We start from the raw sequence: 25,375 nt of genomic DNA, 5'->3' as shown, positions 1-25,375 counted from the left end.
GCGATCACGTCAGGACATCCCCAGCTCGCGGTCGATGAAGTCGAAGACCTCGTCCGGCGTCGCGTCCTGGAGCTTCTCGGCGACGGTGTCGCCGTCCGCCGGGGCGTCGGCCTCGTTGAGGGAGGCCAGCAGCGCCCGCAGCCGTTCGGTGATCCGAATCCGGGCGCTGCGGTCCGGCGCCGAGCCGGAGAGTGCCGCTTCCAACCTGTCCAGCTCACCGAAGACCGGTGCGACCCCGGCCACGCCGCCGTCGACGATCGCGGCCCGCACGTATTCGGCCAGCCCGGCGGCGGTCGGGTAGTCGAAGACCACGGTGGCGGGCAGCCGCACGCCGGTCGCCGCGGTGAGCCGGTTACGCAGCTCCACGGCGGTCAGCGAGTCGAAGCCGAGTTCGCGGAACGCCCGGTCCGGCTCGACGGCGTCCATCGAGGCGTGCCCGAGCACCGCGGCGGCCTGCCCGCGTACCAGCTCCAGCAGGGTCTTGCGTCGTTCGGCGTCGGTCTGCCCGGCGAGCAGGGCGGCCAGGGACTCCGCGGAGACGCCGGTGTCCTCGGCCCGCTCGGCGACGGCCCGCCGTGCCTCGGCCACACCCGCGATGAGCGGGCTGGGCCGCACGGCCACGAAGCCGGGCACGTAGCGGGCCCAGTCGATCTCGGTCACCATCGTCGCCGGCTCGCCCCGCGCGACGCACTGGGCGAGCGCCGTGAGCGCGAGCGCGGTGTCGAGGCGGGCCACGCCGGTACGCCGACGGCGCTCCTCGACGGCCTGGTCGGTGGCGGCCATCCCGCCGGCCGCCCAGGGGCCCCAGGCGACCGAGGTGGCCGGCAGGCCCTGGCGGTGCCGCTGCTCGGCGAGCGCGTCGAGGTAGGCGTTGGCGGCGGCGTAGCTGCCCTGACCGGCGGCGCCGAGCTGGCCGGCCATCGCGGAGAACAGCACGAACGCGCGCAGTTCCCGCCCGAGGGTGAGCTCGTGCAGGTGCAGGGCGCCGAGCACCTTGGGTCGCAGGACGGTGGCGAGCCGGTCGGAGGTGAGCCCGTCGAGCACCCCGTCCTCCAGCACGCCGGCGGCGTGCACGACGGTGGTCAGCGGCGCGTCGGCGGGCACCTCGTCGAGCAGCTTGGCCAGCGCGGCCCGGTCGGCCACGTCGCAGGCCGCGACGGTCACCCGGGTGCCCGCCCCGGTCAGCTCACGGACTAGTGCCGTGGCGCCGGGGGCGTCCGCGCCGCGGCGGCTGACGAGCATCAGGTGCTCGGCGCCCCGGGCGGCCAGCCAGCGGGCCACCTCCGCGCCGAGCGCGCCGGTGCCGCCGGTGACCAGCGTCGTGCCCGGGTAGCCGGCGTCGTCGGCGGGCGCCTCGCCGCCGGGCGCGCGTACCAGCCGGCGTACCAGGATGGTGGCGCCGTCGACCGCGAGCTGGTCCTCGCCGTCGAGGCCGGCGAGGGCGGCGCAGAGCAGGTCCCAGCCGTGGTCGTCCAGGGTGGCCGGTACGTCGACCAGGCCGCCCCACCGCTCGGGGTGTTCGAGGGCCACGACCCGGCCGAGGCCCCAGAGCAGCGACTGCTCCGGGCGGCCGGCGGTGCCGCCCCGGGTGGTGCCGGCGGCGCCCCGGGTGACACACCACAGCGGCGCGGCGACGTCGAGGTCCCCGAGCGCGTGGATCAGCGCCAGCGACCGGGCGAGGAACGGCGGCACCGGCTGGGTGTCGTCGACCGCGCCGTCGGCGAGGGCGAGCAGGGACAGCACCCCGTCGACCGGGGCCGTTCCGCCGTCGGAGGTACGGGTGACACCGCTCAGGTGCGCGGTGAGGGCGGCCCGGTCGGTCAGGTTCTCCGGCAGCGACACCAGCCGGACGTCGGCGCCCCGGCGGGACAGTTCGGCGACGGCGGCTTCGCCCTCCTCCGGGTGCCGCGCGTCGGCGATCACCCACCAGGCGCCGGGGAGGAAGCTGACGGGCGTGCCGGTGTACGGCTGCCAGACGCTGCGGTAGCGCAGGTCGTCCAGGGCGGACCGGTTGCGCTGCCGGCGTCGCCAGGAGGCGAGCACGGGCAGGGCCCCGCCCAGCCGTTCGAGGGATTCCGTCGCGTCCTGCTCGGTGAGTTCCGCGAGCGCGGCCAGGTCCTCGCGTTCGACGGCCGCCCAGAACGCGGAGTCGACGCCGCTCGGGGTCTCCTCGGCGCCGTCCTGCCCGGTCACGGCGGTGGGCCAGTAGCGGCTGCGGTCGAAGGCGTAGGTGGGCAGTGCCACCACGTCGGTCTCGGCGAGGACGGCCGTCAGGTCGACGGGCAGGCCGATCGCGTGGGCGGTAGCCAGGTTGGTCAGCAGCCGCGTCGCGTCGTCGTCACCGCGCCGCAGGCTGCCCAGCGTGTGCCCGGTCACGCCGGCGTCGTCCAGGATCGCCGTGACCGGCATCGTCAGCACCGGATGCGGTGAGATCTCGACGAACGTCGTGTGACCCGCCTCGACGGCCACCCGCACGGCGGCCTCGAACTGGACGGTCTGCCGCAGGTTGTCGTACCAGTAACCGGCGTCCATCGAGGACGGGTCCACCCAGTCCCCGGTGAGGGTGGAGACGAGCCGGACGTTGCCCTGTCGCGGCGTCACGTCGGCCAGGTCGGCGCGCAACCGCTCCGCCACCTCCTGCACCGCCGCCGAGTGCGACGCGTAGTCCACCGGAATCAACCGCGCCCGCACCCCGTCGGCCTGACACGCCTCCACCAGATCCGCAACCGGCTGCGGCGGACCCGACACCACCACCGTCGACGGACCATTCACCGCCGCCACCCCGACACCCGGGAACGCCGACAGCCGCTCAGCCACCGCCTCCGCCGACAGGTCCACCGACGCCATCGTCCCCGTGCCCCGCAGCACCGTCAGCGCCCGCGACCGCAACGCCACCGCCTTCGCCGCGTCCTCCAGGGAGAGAATCCCCGCCACACACGCCGCGCCGATCTCACCCTGCGAGTGACCAACCACCGCAGCCGGAACCACACCCGCGTACTGCCACACGGCGGCGAGGGCGACGCCGACGGCCCACAGCACCGGCTGCACGACCTCGACCCGCTCCAGCCACGACTCGTCGTCACCCGTCAACACCGCAACGAGGTCCACATCGAGGTACGGGGCCAGGGCCCGCTGACACTCCGCCAGACGCGCGTCGAACACCGGCGCACGACCCACCAAGCCGGCCGCCATCCGCGCCGACTGCGCACCCTGACCCGGGAACACGAACACCGCACCCGCGCCATGCGACAGAGCCGCCGCCGCGACCACGTTGCCGGCCGGCGACCCCGACGCCAGAGCGTCCAGCCCCGCCAGCAACTCCTCCGCGCTCGACCCGACCACAGCCGCCCGCTGGTCGAACGTCGACCTGGTGGCGGCGAGAGACCAGCCCACAGCCGCCGCGTCGAGGTCGGCGTGCGCGCGGACGTGCCGGGCCAGGCGAGCGGCCTGACCGGCCAGCGCGCCCTTCGACCGCCCCGACACCGTCCAGACGACGACGTCGGAGGCCACGAGCCCCGGGCTGCGATCCTCGGCGGCCTCGCCGTCGGGCTCCACGCTCTCGGCGGGGAGGTCCTCGGGCAGTTCGATGATCACGTGGGCGTTCGTGCCGGAGATGCCGAACGACGACACCGCCGCCCGGCGCGCCCGGTCCACGGCCGGCCACGGCCGCGACTCCGTGGCCAGTTCCACCGCGCCGGAGGTCCAGTCGATGTGCGGCGACGGCTCGTCCACGTGCAACGTCGCGGGAACCACGCCCTCCCGCATCGCCAGCACCATCTTGATCACGCCGGCGACGCCGGCGGCGGCCTGGGTGTGGCCGATGTTCGACTTCACGGAGCCGAGCAGCAGCGGCTCGTCGCGCTCCTGCCCGTACGTGGCGAGCAGGGCCTGCGCCTCGATCGGGTCGCCGAGCGTGGTGCCGGTGCCGTGCGCCTCGACCACGTCCACATCGGCCGCGGAGAGCCGCGCCGAGGCCAGCGCCTGCCGGATCACCCGCTGCTGCGACGGACCGTTCGGCGCCGTCAGCCCATTCGACGCACCATCCTGGTTGACCGCACTGCCCCGCACGATCGCCAGCACCTCGTGACCGTTGCGCCGCGCGTCCGACAACCGCTCCACCAGCAGCACGCCCACACCCTCGCCCCAGCCCGTGCCATCCGCACCCGCAGCGAACGCCTTGCACCGGCCGTCAGCCGCCAGGCCCCGCTGCCGGGAGAACTCCACGAACAGCCCGGGCGTCGCCATCACGGTCACGCCGCCGGCGAGGGCCAGGTCGCACTCGCCACGCCGCAGCGACTGCACCGCCAGGTGCAACGCCACAAGCGACGACGAACACGCCGTGTCCACCGACACCGCCGGCCCCTCCAACCCCAACGCGTACGCCACCCGACCCGACACCACACTCGCGGCGTTGCCCGTTCCCGCGAAGCCCTCCACCTCGTCCCCCGCCACCATCAGCAGGGCCCCATAGTCCTGACCATTCGTGCCCACGAACACCCCTGTTCGCGAACCCCGCAGAACCCCAGGCTCAACCCCTGCCCGCTCGACCGCCTCCCACGAAACCTCCAGCAACAACCGCTGCTGCGGGTCCATGGCCAACGCCTCGCGGGGGGAAATCCCGAAGAAACCGGCATCAAACTCCGCCGCCTCGTAGAGGAAGGCGCCGCTGCGGACGTAGGAGGTGCCGGTGGAATAGGGGTCGGGGTCGTAGAGGCGCTCGACGTCCCAACCCCGATCGCCGGGGAGGTCCGACACCGCGTCGCGGCCGGCGTGCAGCATCTGCCAGAACCGCTCGGGATCGTTGGCCCCGCCGGGGAAGCGGCAGGACATGGCCACGATGGCCACCGGCTCGTCGTCGCCGAACGCCACCGGGGCGGCCTCGACGGCCACGGCGGCCTCCCCGCCCAGTTCCTCGTGCAGGTGCCGGGCGAGCGCGGTCGGCGACGGGTAGTCGAAGACCAGGGTCACCGGCAGCCGCAGCGAGGTGGCGGTGGCGAGCCGGTTGCGCAGTTCCACCGCGGTCACCGAGTCGAAGCCGAGGTCGCGGAACGCGTGGTGCGGGTCGACGGCCTGGCCGTCGGCGTACCTGAGGACCGTGGCCGCCTGGTCGCGGACCAGGTCGAGCAGCGCCTGCTGGCGCTCGGCGGCGCTCATCCGGGTGAACGCGCCGGCCGGGCCGGCCTCGTCGGTCTCCTTCGTCTCGGCCAGTCCCTTGGTGGCCTGCAACCGCTGCGCCTCGGGGATCTCCGAGATCAGCGGGCCGGGCCGGGTGGCGGTGAACGCGACGAAGAACCGCTCCCAGGCGATGTTCGAGATGGTCAGGAACGTCTCGTCGTGCTCGACGGCCTGGTGCAGGGCCGCGACGGCGAGCCGCGGCGGCATCTCGGGTGCGCCGTGGCGGTGCAGCATCCGGCCGAACTCGCCGTCGGCCATGCCGCCGCCGCCCCAGGCGCCCCAACCGATGGAGGTGGCGGGCAGGCCGAGGGCGCGGCGGTGCTCGGCGAGGGCGTTGAGGAACGCGTTGCCGGGGGCGTAGTTGCCCACGCCGGAGCTGCCGACGGTGCCGGCCATCGACGAGAACAGGATGAACGCGTCGAGGTCCAGCGCGCGGGTCAGCTCGTGCAGGTTCAGTGCGGCGGTGACCTTCGCGCTGAGCGCGTAGTCGACCTGGTCCAGCGTCAGCGAGTTGATCACCGAGTCGTCGAGCACGGCTGCGGTGTGCACGACTGTGGTCAGCGGGTGCTCGGACGGCAGGTCGGCGAGGACGGCGGCGAGCGCCGAGCGGTCGGCGGCGTCGCAGGCGGCGACGGTCACCCGGGCGCCCAGTGCGACCAACTCGGCCTCGAGGTCGGCGATGCCCTCGGCCTGCCGGCCGCGCCGGCTCACCAGCACCAGGTGGGCGGCGCCGTTGGCGGCGAGCCAGCGGGCCATGTGCCCGCCGAGCGCGCCGGTGCCGCCGGTGACCAGGGCGGTGCCGGAGGGCCGCCAGGCGCGCGGGGCGGGCGTGTCGCCGAGCGGGGCGTGCAGCAGTCGCCGGCCGAACGCGCCGGCCCACCGCAGCGCGACCTGGTCCTCCCCGTCGGCGCCGGCGAGGACGCGCACGAGCCGGCGGCCGGCCGCGTCGTCGAGCTCGTCGGGCAGGTCCACGAGGCCGCCCCAGCGGTCCGGGTGCTCCAGCGCGGCGACCCGGCCGAAGCCCCAGGTGAGCTGCTGGAGCGGGTGCGGCAGCGGGTCGGCCGGGCCGGTCGCGACGGCGCCCCGGGTGAGGCACCACAGGGGCGCGCGGACGCCGGCGTCGCCGAGCGCCTGCACGAGGGTGACGGTGCCGGCGAAACCGACCGGCACGGACGGGTACGCCGGGGCGGGCGTCTCGTCGAGCGGCAGCAGCGACACGATCCCGGCGGGGCGGGGGCCGCCGTCGGCGAGGTCGCGCAGCCGGGCGGCGAGCGCCGCGCGGTCCGTGCGGTCGGCGTCCAGCGCCAGCGGTACGACGGTACCGCCGTGGCGCCGCAACGCCTCGGCGCAGAAGCCGGCCTCGGCCGCGCCGGTGTCGTCGGGGCCGGTCAGCAGCCACCAGGTGCCGGTGACGGCCGGCTCGCCGGAGGCGTCGGGGGCGACGGGCGTCCAACTGTCCCGGTACCGCCACGAGTCCACGGTGGCCTGGTCGCGGTGCCGGCGACGCCAGGCGGCGAGCACCGGCAGCACGTCGGCGAACGCCGTCTCCGGGACGGGCCCCGGCTCGGTCGTGGCGGAGAGTTCGGCCGTGAGCGCGGTCAGGTCCTCCGCCTCGACGGCGGCCCAGAACCGGGCGTCGACCTCGTCGTCGGCCACGGCACCGGCGGTCCCGACCGCGGGGGCGGGCGCGGTCGACGGCTGCGGCCAGTAGAGCTGCCGCTGGAACGGGTACGTGGGCAGGTCGAGGCGACGCCCGGCGAGGCCGGCGAAGGCGGGCCGCCAGTCCACGGCCGTACCTCCGGCCCAGACCTCGGCCAGGGCGCGCAGGAAGCGGCCGAGGCCGCCCTCGCCCCGGCGCAGGCTGCCGGTGACGGTGACCGCGTCCGGGTCGGCGGCGGCCAGCTCGACGCTCTCCTGCGTGGCCATCGTCAGCACGGGGTGGGCGCTGACCTCGACGAAGGTCTGGTAGCCGGCGGCGACGAGGCTGCGTACCGCTTCGTCGAAGCGGACGGTCTGCCGCAGGTTGCGGTACCAGTAGTCGGCGTCGAGGGAGGCGGTGTCAAGCCAGTCCCCCTCGACGGTGGAGCGGAACCGGACCTCGCCGGTGCGGGGCCGCAGCCCGGCGAGCAGTTCCAGGAGCTGCTCGCGCAGTTGCTCGACGTGCGCGGAGTGGGAGGCGTAGTCCACGGGGACGCGGCGCACCCGCACCTCGTGGGACTCGTAGTGGGCGACGAGCTCGTCGAGGGCGGTGCCGTCGCCGGAGACCACGACGGAGGTGGGTCCGTTGACGGCGGCCAGGGCGATGCGGCCGGCCCAGCGGGCGATCGTCGCGGTGGCCTCGTCGGCGGTGGTGGCGACCGAGACCATGCCGCCGTCCCCGGCGATGCCGGCGATGATCCGGCTGCGCAGCGCGACCACGGCCGCCGCGTCGTCGAGGGTGAGGCCACCGGCGACGTACGCGGCGGCGATCTCCCCCTGGGAGTGGCCGACGACGGCTCCGGGGCGCACCCCGTACGACTCCCAGAGCGCGGCGAGCGAGACGCTGACCGCGAACAGGGTGGGCTGCACGACGTCGACGCGCTCCAGCGACGGGGCGTCGGGCGCGCCGCGCACCACGTCGGTCGGTGACCAGTCGACGTACGGGCGCAGCGCCTCGGCGCAGGCGGCGAACGTCTCCGCGAAGACGGGGGCGGTGTCGAGCAGCTCGGCGGCCATCCCGGCCCACTGCGATCCCTGGCCCGGGAAGACGAACGCGACCTCGCCCGGCGTGCCGGGGGCGCGGGTGACGGTCTGCGGGCCGGGCCGGCCGGCGGCGAGCGCGTCGAGGGACGCGGCCAGGTCGTCGCGGTCGGCGGCGAAGACGACGGCCCGGTGGTCGTGGGCGGCGCGGGTGGCGGCCAGCGACCAGCCGACGTCGGCGAGCGCGTCGTCGTCCACTGTGCCGAGGTGCTCGCGCAGGTCCCGGGTGCGGGCGGTGAGGGCGTCGACGGTGCGCCCGGAGAGCACCCAGGGCAGCTCCCCGGTCGGCACGTCGGCCGCCGGTCCGGGCTCCGGCTCGTCGGCGGGGGCCTGTTCGAGGATGGTGTGCACGTTGGTGCCGCTGATCCCGAACGAGGAGACGGCGGCGCGGCGTACCCCGTCGGCCGGCTCCCACGGCCGGGCGGAGGTGAGCAGCTCGACGCTGCCGCCGGTCCAGTCGACGTGCGGGGTGGGCTCGTCCACGTGCAGCGTGGGCGGCAGCACCCCGTGCCGCATCGCCAGCACCATCTTCATCACCCCGGCCACACCCGCCGCCGCCTGGGTGTGCCCGATGTTCGACTTGATCGAGCCGAGCCACAACGGCCGGTCGGCGGGCCGGTCCTGGCCGTACGTGGCGATGAGGGCCTGCGCCTCGATCGGGTCGCCGAGGGTGGTGCCGGTGCCGTGCGCCTCGACGGCGTCCACCTGCTCGGCGGTGAGTCCGGCGTTCGCGAGGGCCTGCCGGATCACCCGCTGCTGGGCGGGGCCGTTGGGGGCGGTGAGGCCGTTGGAGGCGCCGTCCTGGTTGACGGCGCTGCCGCGCAGCACGGCGAGGACCGGGTTGCCGTCGCGGCGGGCGTCGGAGAGCCGCTGGAGTACCAGCAGGCCGACGCCCTCGCCCCAGCCGGTGCCGTCCGCGGCTCCGGCGAACGGCTTGCACCGGCCGTCGGCGGCGAGACCGCGCTGGCGGGAGAAGCCGACGAAGATGCCGGGGGTGGCCATCACGGTGGCGCCGCCGGCCAGGGCCAGGTCGCACTCCCCCGTCTGCAGGGCCTGCGCGGCCAGGTGCATCGCGACCAGCGACGACGAGCAGGCCGTGTCGACGGTGACGGCCGGGCCGTGCAGCCCGAAGGTGTACGCCAGCCGGCCGGAGATGACGCTGGCGGAGGTGCCGGTGGCGAGGTAGTTCTCGTCGACATCCCCGGTGGCCATCAGCAGCGAGCCGTAGTCCTGGCCGTTGGTGCCGACGTACACGCCGGTGCGGCTGCCGCGCAGGGCGGTCGGGTCGATCCGGGCCCGCTCGAACGCCTCCCAGGTGGTCTCCAGCAGCAGCCGCTGCTGCGGGTCCATGGCGAGGGCCTCGCGGGGGCTGATGCCGAAGAACGCCGGGTCGAACTCGCCGGCACCGGCGACGAAGCCGCCCTCCCGGACGTAGCTGGTACCGAGGTGCTCGGGGTCGGGGTGGTACAGCTCGGCGAGGTTCCAGCCGCGCTCGCCGGGCATCAGGCTCAGCGCGTCGGTGCCGGTGGCCAGCAGGTCCCAGAGCTGCTCGGGCGAGGTGACCCCGCCGGGGAAGCGGCAGCTCATGGCGACGATGGCGATCGGTTCGCGGTCACGGCCGGTGCCGTCGGCGACCACCTCGCCGGTGGTGTGCCCGGCGGTGAGGCCGTGCAGGTGGGCGGCGAGTTCGGCGACCGTGGGGTGGTCGAAGACCAGCGTGGCGGGCAGGGTCATACCGGTCTCGGCGGTCAGCCGGTTGCGCAGCTCGACGGCGGTGAGCGAGTCGAAGCCGAGGTCACGGAAGGTGCGCTCGGGCAGCGGCCGCCCGGCCGGGTAGCCGAGCACGACGGCGGCCTGGGTGCGTACGAGGTCGGCGAGCTGCGGCAGGGACCGGCCGACCACCACGGCGCGGACGGGACCGGTGGGCACGGCGGGCACCCCGGGCAGGGCGGCGATCAGTGGCGTGGGCCGGCCCCAGGACGCGGCGAGGCGTCCCCAGTCGACGGCGGCGACGGTGACCGCCGGCTCGGCGGTGTTGACCAGCCGGCCGAGGGCGGTGACGGCCTCGGCGGCGGGGAGCGCGTCGACCCCGCCCCGGGCGAGCCGGGCGGTCAGGGCGGCGGCCATGCCGTCCTCAGCCCAGGCGCCCCAGGCGATGGCGGTGGCGGGCAGGCCCTGGTCGCGTCGCCAGGCCGCGAACGCATCGAGATAGGCGTTGGCCGCCGCGTAGTTGCCCTGCCCGGCACTGCCGATGACGCCGGCGAGGGAGGAGAAGAGCACGAACGCGTCGAGGTCGCGGTGGGCGGTGGCCTCGTGCAGGACCCGGGCGGCGCGGACCTTGCCGTCGAGGACGGCCTGCATCCGGGTCAGGTCGAGCCCGTCGAGGACGCCGTCGTCGATCACGCCGGCGGTGTGCACGACGGCGGTCAGCTCCGGCAGCCCGGAGACCAGAGCCTCGACGGCAGCCCGGTCGGTGACGTCGCACCCCACCACCCGCACCGCACCCAACTCGGCCACCAACTCCGCCACACCCGGCGCCCCCGGACCCCGCCGCGAGGCGAGGACCACCTCACCGGCCCCGTTCGCCAGCAACCAGCGGGCCACATGCCGACCCAACGCTCCTGTACCACCGGTCACCAGCACCGTCCCGGCGGGCCGCCAACCCACACCCACCGGCGGCACGGCCGGCACCAGCCGCCGGCCGAGGACGCCCTGGGGGCGGATCGCCACCTGGTCGTGCCCGGCGTCGGCGAGGACGGCGAGCAGCGCGTCGGCCGTGGCGCGGTCGGCGCGGGCGGGCAGGTCGACCAGGCCGCCCCAGCGGTCCGGCTGTTCGAGGGCGACGACCCGCCCGAGGCCCCAGGCCAGGGCGGCCCACGGGTCGGTGAGGGTCTCGCCGGCCCCGGCGCGCACGGCGCCCCGGGTGAGGCACCAGAGCCGGCCGGGCAGGCCCGCGTCGGCGAGCGCCTGGGTGAGGGTGAGCAGCAGCGCGGCGCCGACGGAGACGGCCGGGGCGTCCGGCAGCGCCCGGTCGGTCGCGGGCAGCACGCAGAGCACGCCGGCCCAGCCCTGCTCGCCGTGGCCGCGCAGCAGCCCGGTCAGCTCGGCGCGATCGACGCCCGGGGCGACGGTCAGGGTGTCGACGTGGGCGCCGGCACCGGTCAACGTGCCGGCCACCCCGGCGTCGTCGTTGTCGGCGGTGACGACGAGCCAGCGGCCGGTCGGCGCCGGAACGGCGGCGGGGCGTACGGGTTCCCACTCGACCCGGTAGGTCCAGCCGTCCACCACGGCGTCGCGCTGCCGGGCCCGCCGCCACGACGACAGCACCGGTACGGCCGGGGCGAGCGCCTCCACTGCCGCGGGATCGTCCTGCACGGCCAGGTGGGCGGCGACCCCGGTCAGGTCGCCACGCTCCACGGCCGCCCAGAAGTCCCCCTCGGCGGCGTCACCCGGCACGGCCGTCGCGGCGGTGCCGCCGACCTCGGGCCAGTAGCGCTGGTGCTGGAAGGCGTACGTGGGGAGGTCCACGCGGCGCGCGCCGGTGTCGGCGAACCACTGCCGCCAGTCGACCGCCACCCCGCGCACGTGCAACTCGGCCAGCCCGGCCAGCAGCCCGTGCGCCTCGGGCCGGTCCGCGCGCTGCGCGGCGACGGCCAGCACGGCGTCGTCGGCGGGCAGGATGTCGGCCGCCATCGCGGTCAGTACGCTGCGCGGGCCGATCTCCAGGAACGTGTCCGCCCCGGCGGCGCGCAGCGCGGCGACCCCGTCGGCGAAGCGGACGGCCTCGCGGACGTGGCGCACCCAGTAGTCGGGCGTGCGGATCTCGTCGGCGTCGGCCAGTGCCCCGGTCACGTTCGACACGACCGGCAGCGACGGCGCGGCGAAGGTGAGCTTGTCGAGCACCGCGCGGAACCGGGCGAGCATCGGCTCCATCAGCGGACTGTGGAACGCGTGGCTGACGGTGAGGCGGCGGACGCGTATGCCCCGCTCACGCCAGACCCGCTCCACCTCGTCGAGGGCCTCGACGGCGCCGGAGACCACGACAGCCTGCGGACCGTTGACCGCCGCGATCCCCACTCCGGCCAGCCCGTCCAGCGTGGCCGCCACGTCGGCCTCGGTGGCCGCGACGGCCAGCATCCCACCCCCGGCGGGCAGCGCCTGCATCAACCGGCCCCGCGCCGCCACCAGCGCGCAGGCGTGCTCCAGCGACAACACCCCAGCCACACACGCGGCCGTGACCTCACCGATCGAATGGCCACCCACGAAATCCGGCACGACCCCGAAGGACTCGACCAACCGGAACAACGCCACCTCGACGGCGAACAACCCCGCCTGCGTGAACACCGTCTGGTCCAGCAGCTCGGCGTCGGCCGAGCCCTCGGCGGCGAAGAGCACCTCACGCAGCGGGCGCGGCAGGGCCCTGTCCAGGTGCCCGCACGCCTCGTCGAGGGCCGCAGCGAACACCGGGAACTCGGCGTACAGCTCCCGGCCCATGCCGGCGCGCTGCGCGCCCTGGCCGGAGAAGAGCACCGCGAGCTGGCCGCGCGGCGCGCCGGCACCGAGCACGGCGGTGCCGGCCGGTTCCCCGGCGGCGAGGGCGCGCAGCCCCGCGAGCAGGTCGTCGCGGCCGGTCGCGGACAGCACGGCCCGACGGTCCAGGGTGGAGCGGGAGGTGACCGACGAGAAGGCCACGTCGAGCGGGCGCAGGGTGTCGTCGGCGGCGAACCGGGCGGCCCAGCGGCCGGCCTGCGCGGCGAGCGCGGCGTCGGAGCGGGCGGAGAGCAGCACGGGGGCCACCGTGCGGGCCTGCGGCGTGGTCGGCTCGGCCTCGGCCTCGACCTCGGCGGGAGCCGGGGCCTGCTCGATGATGGTGTGCGCGTTGGTGCCGGAGACGCCGAACGACGACACGGCGGCCCGGCGCGGCCGGTCCACGGCCGGCCACGGCGTGACGGCGGTGGCGAGGGTGACGGCCCCGGCGGTCCAGTCGATCTGCGGCGACGGCTCGTCGACGTGCAGGGTGGGCGGCACGACGCCGTGCCGCATCGCCAGCACCATCTTGATCACACCGGCCACGCCGGCGGCTGCCTGGGTGTGCCCGATGTTCGACTTCACCGACCCGAGCAGCAGCGGCGCGGCCTCGTCGCGGTCCTGCCCGTACGTGGCCAGCAGCGCCTGCGCCTCGATCGGGTCGCCGAGCCGGGTGCCCGTGCCGTGCGCCTCCACCACGTCGACCTGCTCGGGCGTGAGCCGGGCGTTGCCGAGGGCCTGGCGGATGACCCGCACCTGGGAGGGGCCGTGCGGGGCGCTGAGCCCGTTGGACGCGCCGTCGGAGTTGACCGCGCTGCCGCGTACCACGGCGAGCACCGGGTAGCCGTGCCGCTGCGCGTCGGAGAGCCGGGTGAGCAGCAGCATGCCGATGCCCTCGGACCACGAGGTGCCGTCCGCGCCGGCGGCGAACGCCTTGCACCGCCCGTCGGCGGCGAGACCGCGCTGCCGGCTGAAGCCGACGAAGACCGCCGGGGTGGGCATCACCGTCACGCCGCCCGCCAGGGCCAGCTCGCAGTCGCCGTTGCGCAGGGCCTGCGCGGCCAGGTGAATGGCGACGAGCGAGGACGAGCAGGCGGTGTCGACCGTGACCGCCGGCCCCTCCAGCCCGAGGGTGTACGCGACGCGGCCGGAGATGACACTGGTGGCGTTGCCGGTGAGCAGGTGGCCCTCGCCGTTCTCGGCCTGCGCCATCATGCCGTCGTAGCCGTGCGACGAGGCCCCGACGAAGACGCCGGTACGGCTGCCCCGGACGGCCGGCAGCGGCAGCCCGGCCCGCTCGAACGCCTCCCAGGAGGTCTCCAGCAGCAGCCGCTGCTGCGGGTCCATGGCGAGCGCCTCGCGGGGCGAGATGCCGAACAGGTCGGCGTCGAAGTCGGCGGCGGAGTAGACGAAGCCGCCCTCGCGCACGTAACTGGTGCCCGGGTGGTCGGGATCGGGGTGGAAGAGGTTCTCCAGGTCCCAGCCCCGGTCGGCGGGGAACGGCCCGATCCCGTCGCCGCCGTCGTGCACGAGCTGCCACAGCGCCTCGGGGCTGTCGACGCCGCCCGGGTAGCGGCAGCTCATCGCCACGATGGCGATGGGCTCGGAGTCCCGGCTCTCCAGCTCGCGCAGCCGACGCCGGGTACGCCGCAGCTCCGAGGTCGTACGCTTCAGGTACTCGACGTACCTCTCGTCCTCGTTGCTCACCGTGGACCTACCTCACTCGGCATGCCGATGTCGTTGCGGCTGGTGGTCACGACGTCTCCAGCTCGCGGTCGATCAGGTCGAAGATGTTCTCGGCGGTGGCCGACTCCAGGTCGTCGTCGCCGTCCGCGTCCGCCTGCCGCTCGGTCAGCCGGCCCAGCAGGCCGTGCAGCCGGTCGGTGATCCGGCGGAACTCGTCGTCGGCCGGGTCCAGCCCGACGAGCGCCGCCTCCAGCCGGTCGAGTTCCCGGCCCGCCGCCGACGGCTCACCGGCCGGGCTCACCGGGGCGAACTGCCCGGCCAGGTGGACGGCGAGCGCCTCGGGCGTCGGGTTGTCGAAGACCAGCGTCGCCGGCAGCCGCAGCCCGGTGGCCGCGCCGAGCCGGTTGCGCAGCTCCACGGCGGTCAGCGAGTCGAAGCCGAGTTCCCGGAACGCGCGGGTCGGCTCGATGCCGGCCGGGTCGCCGTGGCCGAGGACGACCGCCACGTGCGCCAGCACCAGGTCGCGCAGGGCACGTACCCGCTTGTCGTCGGGCAGGGCGCGCAGCGTCTCGGCGTACGCCTGCCCGTCGGCGGCCTCGCCGGCCGCGGCCCGGCGGCCGGCGGCGCGGACCAGGTTGGTCAGCAGCGGGTGTACGGGCGACCCGGGCGCGGCCACGCCGGTGGCGATCTTGGCGGGCATGATTGTCGCCCGCTCCGAGCGCCAGAAAGCGTCGAACAGGGCGAGCCCCTCGGCGTCGGAGAGCGCCGCCATGCCGCCCCGGTCGAGGCGGCGGATGTCGGCCGAGTCGAGGTGGCCCGTCATGCCGCTGGCCTGTGCCCAGCGGCCCCACGCCAGCGCGACCGCCGGCAGGCCGAGGGCCCGCCGGTGCTCCGCCAGCGCGTCGAGGAACGCGTTGCCGGCGGCGTAGTTGCCCTGGCCCGGACCGCCGAACACGCCCGCGGCGGCGGAGAAGAGCACGAACGCGCTCAGGTCGTGGCCGAGGGTGGCCCGGTGCAGGTTCCACGCCACGTCGACCTTGGGCCGCAGCACCGCGGCGAGGCGGTCGGGGGTGAGCGACTCGACGGTGGCGTCGTCGAGGACGCCGGCGGCGTGCACGACGGCGCGCAGCGGATGCCGCCGGTCCACCATGGACAGCACGTCCGCCACGGCGTCCGGGTCGGCCAGGTCGGCGGCGACGATCGACACGTCCGCGCCGAGCGCCTTCAGGTCGGCGAGCAGTTCGTCGGCGCCCTCGGCGTCCGGGCCGCGCCGGCTGACCAGCAGCAGCTGCCGGGCGCCGTGCGCGGTGACCAGGTGCCGGCAGAGCAGCGCGCCGAGGGTGCCGGTCGCCCCGGAGACCAGGACCGTGCCGTCGAGCCGGGGCGCCTGCGGAATGCTCAGGGCCAGCTTGCCGACGTGCCGGGCCTGGCTGAGGAAGCGGAACGCCTCGGGGGCGCGCCGGACGTCCCAGGTGCGCCGGGGCAGGGGCCGCAGCGCACCGGCGGCGAAAAGCGCCATCAGCTCGCCCAGCATCGCGCCGATCTTCTCCGGGCCGGCCTCGATGAGATCGAAGACCTGGTAGCTGACGCCCGGATGGTCGGCGGCGACCCGCCGCGGGTCCCGCTTGTCGGTCTTGCCCATCTCGACGAACCGGCCGCCGTCGGCGAGCAGCCGCAGCGACGCGTCGACGTACTCGCCGCGCAGAGCGTTGAGCACCACGTCGACGCCCCGCCCGCCGGTGCGGTGGGCGAACTCGTCGGCGAAGTCGAGGCTGCGGGAGGAGGCGAGGTGCGCGTCGTCGAAGCCGGTGTCGCGCAGCGCCGGCCACTTGCCGGGGCCGGCCGTGCCGTAGACCTCCGCGCCGAGGTGGCGGGCGATCTGCACGGCGGCCATGCCCACGCCGCCGGCCGCCGCGTGCACGAGCACGGACTCGCCCGCGCGCAGCCGGGCCAGCTCCACCAGCCCGTACCAGGCGGTCAGGAAGACCACGGGCACGGCGGCGGCGTCGGTGTAGGACCAGCCGTCGGGGATGCGGGTGACCAGCCGGCGGTCGGTGACCGCCGCCGAGGCGAACGAGCCGGAGAAGATGCCCATCACCCGGTCGCCGGGGGCGAGGTCGGCGACGCCCGGCCCCACGCCGAGCACCACTCCGGCGCCCTCGTTGCCCAGCACCTCCTGGTCGGGGACCATGCCGAGGGCCAGCACCACGTCGCGGAAGTTCAGCCCGGAGGCGCGCATCCCGACCAGGACGTGGCCCGCCGGCAGTTCCCCGCCCGCCTCGGGACCGGGCAGCAGGGCGAGGTTCTCCAGCGTGCCCTTCTCGGTGACGTCGAGGCGCCACGGCACCTCGTCGGCGGGCAGCGGCAACACACCGGCGTCGCGGGCCCGGGCCAGCCGGGGCACGAGCGGCGCGCCGTCGCGCAGCGCGAGCTGCGGCTCGCCGGAGGCGACGGCCGCCGGGACGGCCGCCAGGGAGGCGGCGGCGTCATCGGTGTCGAGCAGCGTGAACCGGCCGGGGTGCTCGGACTGCGCCGAGCGGACCAGCCCCCACAGGGTCGCCCGGGCCAGGTCGCAGGGGGCCTCCCCCGGGGCCGCGCCGACCGCGCCCCGGGTGTGCAGCACGAGCCGGGACCGCTCCAGCCGGGGCTCGCCCAGCCACTGCCGCACCAGCGCGAGGGCGTCGCGGGCCGCGTCGTGCGCGGCCTCACCGGCCCGCTGCGGGTCCGGCTCCGCGCCGGAGCGCAGGTCCAGCACCACATCGGGTACGTCCCCGGACTCCCCGATCTCGGCGACCAGCGCCGCCAGGTCGGCGTGGGACCGCACCGGGTGCCCGGCGGCGGCGAGCGTCCCGGCGAGGCCGAGGGTGTCGTCGCCGAGCAGCGCCCAGCGGGCCTCCCCGGCCGCCGCCCCGGTGTCCGTCAACGGCGTCCAGTCCAGGTGGAACACCGACGTGCGGCGCAGGGCGGCGGCCTCGTCGGCCCGGCCCGCGGCGACCGGGCGGAACGTCAGCGACTCGACGGTGGCGACCGGCTGGCCGGCGGTGTCGGCGAGCGTGACCGCGACGGTGTCCGGGCCGAGCGGGCGCAGCCGCGCCCGCAGCCGGGTGGCGCCGTGGGCGTGCAGGGCGACCGAGCGGAAGGCGAACGGCATCCAGCCCGCCCCCGAGGTGTCCGCCGCGTCGCCGAGCAGGGCGGTGACGCCGCTGGCCTGGAGGGCCGCGTCGAACAGGGCCGGGTGCAGCGCGAAGCGGGACGCGTCGGCGCTCGCCTCCTCGGGCAGGGCCACCTCGGCGTAGACCTCGCCGTCGCCGCGCCACACCCGGCGCAGCCCCCGGAAGGAGGGGCCGTAGCCGAGGCCGCCCTCGGCCGTCTGCACGTACCAGGCGTCCAGGTCGGCGTCGACCTCGACGGCGTCGGCCGGCGGCCACTGCCCCGGTACGGCGGTCGGGGCGGGCAGCTGCGGCAGCAGGAGTCCCTCGGCGTGCCGGGTCCACTCGGCGTCGGCGTCCTCTTCGGGGCGGGAGTGCACGGTGACGCTCCGCTCGCCGGTGTCGGCGGGCGGGCCCACTCGTACCTGCACCTGCACCGCGCCGGTCGCGGGGAGCACCAGCGGGTTGATCAGCGTCAGGTCGCCCACCTGGCCGGCGTCGACCTCGTCTCCGGCCCGGACCACCATGTCGACGACGCCGGTGCCGGGGACGATCACCGCCCCGCCGACGGCGTGGTCGGCCAGCCACGGGTGGGTACGCACCGACAGCCGCCCGGTCAGCACCACCGTCCGGTCGTCGGCGACGGGTACGGCCGCGCTGAGCAGCGGGTGCCCGGTGTCCTGGAGGCCGGCCGAGGCGACGTCGCGTACGCGGTGCGCGGGCGCGTCCAGCCAGTAGCGTCCCCGTTCGAAGGCGTAGGTGGGCAGTGCCACCACGTCGGTCTCGGCGAGGACGGCCGTCAGGTCGACGGGCAGGCCGATCGCGTGGGCGGTCGCGAGGTTCGTCAGCAGCCGCGTCGCGTCGTCGTCACCGCGGCGCAGGCTGCCCAGGGTGTGCCCGGTGACGCCCGCATCGTCCAGGATCGCCGTCACCGGCATCGTCAGCACCGGGTGGGGGCTGATCTCCACGAACGTCGTGTGACCCGCCTCGACCGCCACCCGCACGGCGGCGTCGAAGCGCACCGTCTGCCGCAGGTTGTCGTACCAGTAGCCGGCGTCCATCGAGGACGGGTCCACCCAGTCCCCCGTCAACGTCGAGACGAGCCGAGTGTGCCCCGGCTGCGGGCTCACGTCGGCCAGGTCCGCGCGCAACTGCTCCGCGACGTCCTGCACCGCCACGGAGTGCGACGCGTAGTCCACCGGGATCAACCGCGCCCGCACCCCGTCGGCCTGACACGCCTCCACCAGATCCGCGACCGGTTGCGGCGGACCCGACACCACGACCGTCGACGGGGCGTTGACCGCCGCCACCCCGACACCCGGGAACGCCGGCAGCCGCTCGGCCACCGCCTCCGCCGACAGGTCCACCGACGCCATCGTCCCGGTGCCCCGCAGCACCGTCAGCGCCCGCGACCGCAACGCCACAGCCTTCGCCGCGTCCTCCAGGCTGAGGATCCCGGCCACGCACGCCGCGCCGATCTCACCCTGCGAGTGACCGACCACCGCCGCCGGGGTGACCCCGGCGTGCTGCCACACCGCCGCCAGGGCCATACCCACGGCCCACAGCACCGGCTGCACGACCTCGACCCGCTCCAGCCACGACTCGTCGTCACCGGTCAACACCGACACCAGATCGACGTCCAGGTACGGGGCCAGGGCCCGCTGACACTCCGCCAGACGCGCGTCGAACACCGGCGCACGACCCACCAGACCCGCCGCCATCCGCGCCGACTGCGCACCCTGACCCGGGAACACGAACACCGCACCCGCGCCATGCGACAGAGCCGCCGCCGCGACCACGTTGCCGGCCGGCGACCCCGACGCCAGAGCGTCCAGCCCCGCCAGCAACTCCTCCACGCCCGACCCGACCACAGCCGCCCGCTGGTCGAACGTCGACCGGGTGGCGGCGAGAGACCAGCCCACAGCCGCCGCGTCCACCTCGCCGTGCTCGCGCACGTACTCCGCCAGGCGAGCCGCCTGGCCGGTCAGGGCACCCTTCGACCGTCCCGACAGCGGCCACACCACGACGTCGGAGGCCACGAGCCCGGGGCTCTGCTCGGCCGGAGCGGCAGCCACGGCCTGCGGCTCGTCGGCCTGCTCGATGATCACGTGGGCGTTGGTGCCGGACATGCCGAACGACGACACCGCCGCCCGGCGCGGCCGGTCCACCACCGGCCAGGGCCGCGACTGCGTGGCCAGTTCCACCGCGCCGGAGGTCCAGTCGATGTGCGGCGACGGCTCGTCCACGTGCAACGTCGCCGGTACCACGCCCTCCCGCATCGCCAGCACCATCTTGATCACACCGGCGACGCCCGAGGCGGCCTGCGTGTGGCCGATGTTGGACTTGATCGAGCCGAGCAGCAGCGGCTCGCCGCCCTCGCGGCCCTGGCCGTAGGTCGCCAGCAGGGCCTGCGCCTCGATCGGGTCACCGAGCGTCGTGCCCGTGCCGTGCGCCTCGACCACGTCGACATCCGCGCTGCCCAGCCGGGCCCCCGCGAGGGCCTGGCGGATCACCCGCTGCTGCGACGGGCCGTTCGGGGCGGTCAGCCCGTTCGAGGCACCGTCCTGGTTGACCGCCGACCCACGCACCACCGCCAGGACCCGGTGCCCGTTGCGCCGCGCGTCCGACAACCGCTCCACCAGCAGCACGCCCACACCCTCGCCCCAGCCCGTGCCATCCGCACCCGCCGCGAACGCCTTGCACCGGCCGTCGGCCGCCAGGCCCCGCTGCCGGGAGAACTCGAAGAAGGTGCCGGGGGTGGCCATGACCGTGACGCCACCGGCGAGGGCGAGGTCGCACTCGCCACGCCGCAGCGCCTGCACCGCCAGGTGCAACGCCACAAGCGACGACGAACACGCCGTGTCCACCGACACCGCCGGCCCCTCCAACCCCAACGCGTACGCCACCCGGCCCGACACCACACTGGCGGCGTTGCCCGTGGCCCCGAACCCTTCGGCCTGCTCCCCCGCAGCCATCAGCAGGGCCCCATAGTCCTGACCATTCGTGCCCACGAACACCCCTGTTCGCGAACCCCGCAGAACCCCAGGCGCAACCCCTGCCCGCTCGACCGCCTCCCACGAAACCTCCAGCAGCAACCGCTGCTGCGGATCCATCGCCGCCGCCTCGCGCGGCGAGATCCCGAAGAAACCGGGATCGAACTCGCCCGCCCCGTGCAGGAAGCCGCCCTTGTCGGCGTACGTGGTGCCGGGGTTGGCCGGGTCGGGGTCGTAGAGCCGGTCGAGGTCCCAGCCCCGGTCGGTCGGGAAGTCGCCGATCGCGTCGACGCCGTCGGCGACGAGGCGCCACAGCCGTTCGGGGCCGTCGACGCCGCCGGGGTAGCGGCAGGCCATGGCGACGATGGCCACCGGCTCGTCGTCGCCCACGGCGGCCGGGACGTCGACGGGAGCCTCCCCGGCGTCGGCGCCGAAGAGGCCGGCGAGCAGGAAGCGGGACAGCACCACCGGGGTGGGGTGGTCGAAGACCAGGGTGGTGGGCAGCGCCTGCCCGGTGGCGGCGACGAGCCGGTTGCGCAGCTCCACGGCGGTCAGCGAGTCGAAGCCGAGGTCGCGGAACGCGGTGGTCGCGCCCACGGCGGCAGCCCCGCCGTCGTGGCCGAGCACGTCGGCGGCGAGTTCGCGGACCAGGTCGGCGACGGTCTCCTCGCGGCGGGCCGGGGTCAGCGCGGCGAGGCGCCGGCGCAGCGTGGCCGCCGGGCCGTCGTCGCCGTCGTCGGCCGCGGCGCCGCCGTCGAGGGCGGCCCGCGCCTCCGGTACGCCCTCCAGCAGCGGCCGGCGGCGCGCGGAGGCGTACGCGGGGGCGAACCGGGTCCAGTCCACGTCGGCCACCGTCACTGTGACGTCGTCGTGGTCGAGGGCCTGCTGCAACGCGGCCATGGCGACGGCCGGGTCCATGGCGGGCAGGCCCCGGCGGCGCAGGTTCCGCTCGGCGTCGGCGGCGTGCATGCCGCCGTCGGACCATGGGCCCCAGGCGATGGCGGTGCCGGCCCGGCCGTCGGCGCGCCGCCGCCGCACCAGCGCGTCCAGGTAGGCGTTGCCGGCCGCGTACCCGGCCTGCCCGCCACTGCCCCAGGTGGCGGCGATGGACGAGTAGACGACGAAGGCGTCCAGCTCCCGGTCGGCGAGCAGGTCGGCGAGGTGGGTGGCCCCGGCGGTCTTGCCGACTGTCACCCCGGCCAGCTCGGCGGGGGTGACCTCGGCCAGCGGGGTGGCCTGCGCGACGCCGGCGGTGTGCACGACGGTGCGCACCGGCGGGCCGTCGGCCTCGACCCGGTCGAGCAGGTCGGCGAGGGCGGCCCGGTCGGCGATGTCGCAGGCGGCGACGGTGACCCGGGCCCCGAGGCCGGCCAGCTCGGCCTCCAGCTCGGCGGCGCCGGGGGCGTCGGGTCCGCGCCGGCTGACCAGCACGACGTGCTCGGCTCCGGCGGCGGCGAGCCAGCGGGCGGCGCGCGCCCCGAGCCCGCCGGTGCCGCCGGTGACCAGGGCGGTGCCGGTGGGCGTGAACCGGCGCGCCGGCGGACGGTCGCCGAGGGCGGCGCGGACGAGGCGGCGGGCGAAGACGCCGGGGCCGCGTACGGCGAGCTGGTCCTCGCCGGTCGAGCCGGTGAGGATCGCGGCGAGCCGGAAGGCGGCCCGGTCGTCGGGGTCGGACGGCAGGTCGACCAGGCCGCCCCAGCGGTGCGGCGCCTCGACGCCGACGACCCGGCCGAGGCCCCAGATCGCGGCCTGCGCCGGGTCGGCGAGCCGGTCGTACGAGGCGGCGGCGACCGCGCCCCGGGTGACCAGCCACAGCGGCGCTGCCACGCCGGCGTCGCCGAGCGCCTGCACGAGGGCGAGGGTGGTGGTCAGGCCGGGCAGGACGGTGCCGTCGGCGGTGCGTGGTTCCCCGGCGAGCAGGGACACGACGCCGGCGGGCTCGGCGCCGGCGAGGGCCGCCGCGAGGCCGGCCCGGTCGGCGTCCGGCTCCACCGTCAGCGGCAGCACGTCGGCGCCGGCGCCGGTCAGCGCGGCCCGGACGGCACGCGCCACCGGGTCGTCGGCGTCGTCGGCGGGCAGCGCCAGCAGCCAGGTGCCGGCCAGCCGGGCGGGGGCGGGCTCGGGGGCCACCTGCCATTCCTCCCGGTACCGCCAGCCGTCGAGGACCGAGTGTTCCTGCCGCTGCCGCCGCCAGTCGGCGAGGACGGGCAGCAGGGTACGCAGCGACTCGGCGGCGGCGGTGTCGGTGACGGCGAGGGTGTCGCGCAGCGCGTCGAGGTCGGCGCGTTCGACGGCTGCCCAGAACCGGCGGTCGAGCGCGCCGGCCCCGCCCGTCGTGGTGTCGTCGGCGGGCGCCTCGGCCGGCACCCAGTAGTGCTGCCGCTCGAACGGGTAGGTGGGCAGGTCGACGAGCCGGCCGGCGAGGACGTCCGCCCAGTGCGGCGGCGTGCCGGCGACGTGCAGTTGGGAGAGGGCGGCGAGCAGGGCACGGCGGTCCGGGCGGTCCCGGCGCAGCACCGGCACCACCACGGCGGAGGCGGCGTCGGTCTCGATCCCGGCGAGGGTCTCCTGGACGCTGGCGGTGAGCACGGCGTCCGGCCCGACCTCCACGAAGGTGCCGACGCCGTGGGCGCGCAGGGCGCGTACGCCGTCGGCGAAGCGGACGGCCTCCCGGACGTGGCGCACCCAGTAGCCGGGGTCGGTGAGCTGCGCCGGGTCGGCCAGCTCGCCGGTCACGTTGGACACCACCGGCAGGGTGGGGGCGCGCAGGTCGAGGCGGGCGGCGACGGCAGCGAACTCGGCGAGCATCGGCTCCATCAGCGGGCTGTGGAAGGCGTGGCTGACCCGCAGCCGCCGCACCTTCACCCCCCGGCCGGTCCACAGTTCCGCCAGCTCGTCGATGGCCGCCGCGTCGCCGGAGACGACGACGGCGTCGGGGCCGTTGACGGCGGCGAGGGCGACCCGGCCGGTCAGCGCGGCGATCGACTCGGCGACCCGGGCCTCGTCGGCGGCCACGGCGAGCATCGCGCCGCCGGTGGGCAGGTCCTGCATGAGCCGCCCCCGGGCGGCGACGAGGGCGCACGCGTCGTCGAGGCTGAGCACGCCGGCCACGTGGGCGGCGGTCAGCTCGCCGACGGAGTGCCCGGCGACCATGTCGGGGGCCAGGCCCCAGGAGCCGAGCAGCCGGTGCAGCGCCACCTCGACGGCGAACAGCGCGGCCTGGGTGAAGACGGTCTGGTCGAGCAGGTCGGCCTCGGCGGTGCCGGGCTCGGCGAACAGCAGCGGCTTCAGCGGCCGGGGCAGCCGGTGGTCGAGGTGGCCGCAGACCTCGTCGAGCGCCTCCGCGAAGACCGGGTACGCCTCGTACAGCTCCCGGCCGGCACCGGCGCGCTGGGCGCCCTGGCCGGAGAACAGGAACGCGACCCCGCCGCGTTCGGCGGCGGCGCCGGTGACCAGCCCGGGGGCGGGCCGGTCGTCGGCGAGGGCGTGCAGCGCGGCGAGCAGGCCGTCGCGGTCGTCGGCGAGCACGACCGCCCGGTGCTTCAGGGGCGAGCGGGAGACTGCCGAGGTCCAGGCGACGTCGGCCGGGCGCAGGTGCGCGTCGTCGGCGACGTAGGCCGACCAGCGCTCGGCCTGGCGGCGCAGCGCGGTGCGGGTGCGGCCGGTGAGCAGCACCGGCGCGGGCGCGGGCGGCACCGGGTGGTCCGCCTCGACGTCGGCCGGTTCGGGCTGTTCGAGGATGAGGTGGGTGTTGGTGCCGCTCATCCCGAACGACGAGACGGCGGCCCGGCGCGGCCGGTCCACGGCCGGCCACGGCGTGGCCTCGGTGACGAGGGTGACCGCGCCGGCGGCCCAGTCCACGTGCGGGGTGGGCTCGTCGACGTGCAGGGTGGCCGGCACGACGCCGTGCCGCATCGCCAGCACCATCTTGATCACACCGGCGATGCCGGCGGCGGCCTGGGTGTGCCCGATGTTGGACTTGATCGAGCCGAGCAGCAGCGGCGCGGCGTCGCCCCGCTCCCGGCCGTACGTGGCGAGCAGCGCCTGAGCCTCGATCGGATCGCCGAGGGTGGTGCCGGTGCCGTGCGCCTCCACCACGTCGACCAGGTCGGGGGTGAGCTTCGCGCCGGCCAGGGCCTGCCGGATGACCCGCTGCTGGGACGGGCCGTTGGGGGCGGTGAGGCCGTTCGACGCGCCGTCGGAGTTGACCGCCGAGCTGCGGATGACGCCGAGCACGGGGTGGCCGTTGCGGCGGGCGTCGCTGAGCCGTTCCAGCAGCAGCATGCCGACGCCCTCGGACCAGCCGGTGCCGTCGGCGGAGGCGGCGAACGACTTGCACCGGCCGTCGGCGGCGAGGCCGCGCTGCCGGGAGAACTCGACGAACGGGCCGGGGGTGGCCAGCACGGTCGCGCCGCCGGCCAGGGCGAGGCCGCACTCGCGCTGGCGCAGCGCCTGGCAGGCGAGATGGATGGCGACCGACGCCGACGAGCAGGCGGTGTCCACGGTGACCGACGGGCCTTCGAGGCCGAACGTGTACGCCAGCCGACCGGACACGACACTGGCGGCGGTGCCGGTCAGCACGTACCCCTCGACGCCGGGCGCCCGGTGCAGCACGGCGGCGTAGTCCTGCCCGGAGGTGCCCACGAAGACGCCGGAGCGGCTGCCACGCAGCGACAGCGGGGCGATGCCGGCGCGTTCGAACAGCTCCCAGGTGACCTCCAGCAGCAGCCGCTGCTGCGGGTCCATGGCGACCGCCTCGCGCGGCGAGATGCCGAAGAGCGCGGCGTCGAACTGCCCCGCGTCGCGCAGGAACCCGCCGGCGGTGGTGTACGAGGTGCCGGCGTTGTCCGGGTCGGCGTGGTAGAGCCGGTCCAGGTCCCAGCCGCGGTCGGTGGGAAAGTCGCCGATGGCGTCCCCGCCGGACGAGACGAACTCCCAGAGCTCCTCCGGCGAGCTGATGCCGCCCGGGTAGCGGCAGCTCATCGCCACGATCGCCACCGGCTCGGACTCCTCGGCGGTGACCTCGCGCAGCCGTTGGCGGGTCTGCTGCAGCTCGGCGACGACGCGCGTCAGGTATTCGCGCAGCCGATCTTCGTCCGCCATGAC

The 25,375-nt window shown here is 76.1% G+C and carries 2 protein-coding genes; both read right to left on the bottom strand.

The window, feature by feature from the left end; all coding sequences use genetic code 11:
* Positions 1 to 9: 9 nt before the first annotated feature.
* The gene (locus A4R25_RS02345) at positions 10 to 14,148 is read right to left on the bottom strand and encodes a type I polyketide synthase (RefSeq protein ID WP_064445428.1); all 14,139 of its coding nucleotides are present in this window, start codon (positions 14,146 to 14,148) and stop codon (positions 10 to 12) included.
* A gap of 46 nt (positions 14,149 to 14,194) precedes the next feature.
* Positions 14,195 to 25,372: a type I polyketide synthase gene (locus tag A4R25_RS02340; protein ID WP_064445427.1), complete on the bottom strand. Its 11,178-nt coding sequence runs from the start codon at positions 25,370 to 25,372 to the stop codon at positions 14,195 to 14,197.
* Positions 25,373 to 25,375 lie beyond the last annotated feature (3 nt).

Origin of the sequence: Micromonospora sp. NBRC 110037 (assembly GCF_001652995.1) — a bacterium.
Classification (GTDB): domain Bacteria; phylum Actinomycetota; class Actinomycetes; order Mycobacteriales; family Micromonosporaceae; genus Micromonospora; species Micromonospora chalcea.
The sequence above is the reverse complement of the archived record's forward strand: the minus strand, read 5'-3'. Positions and strand labels throughout refer to the sequence as shown.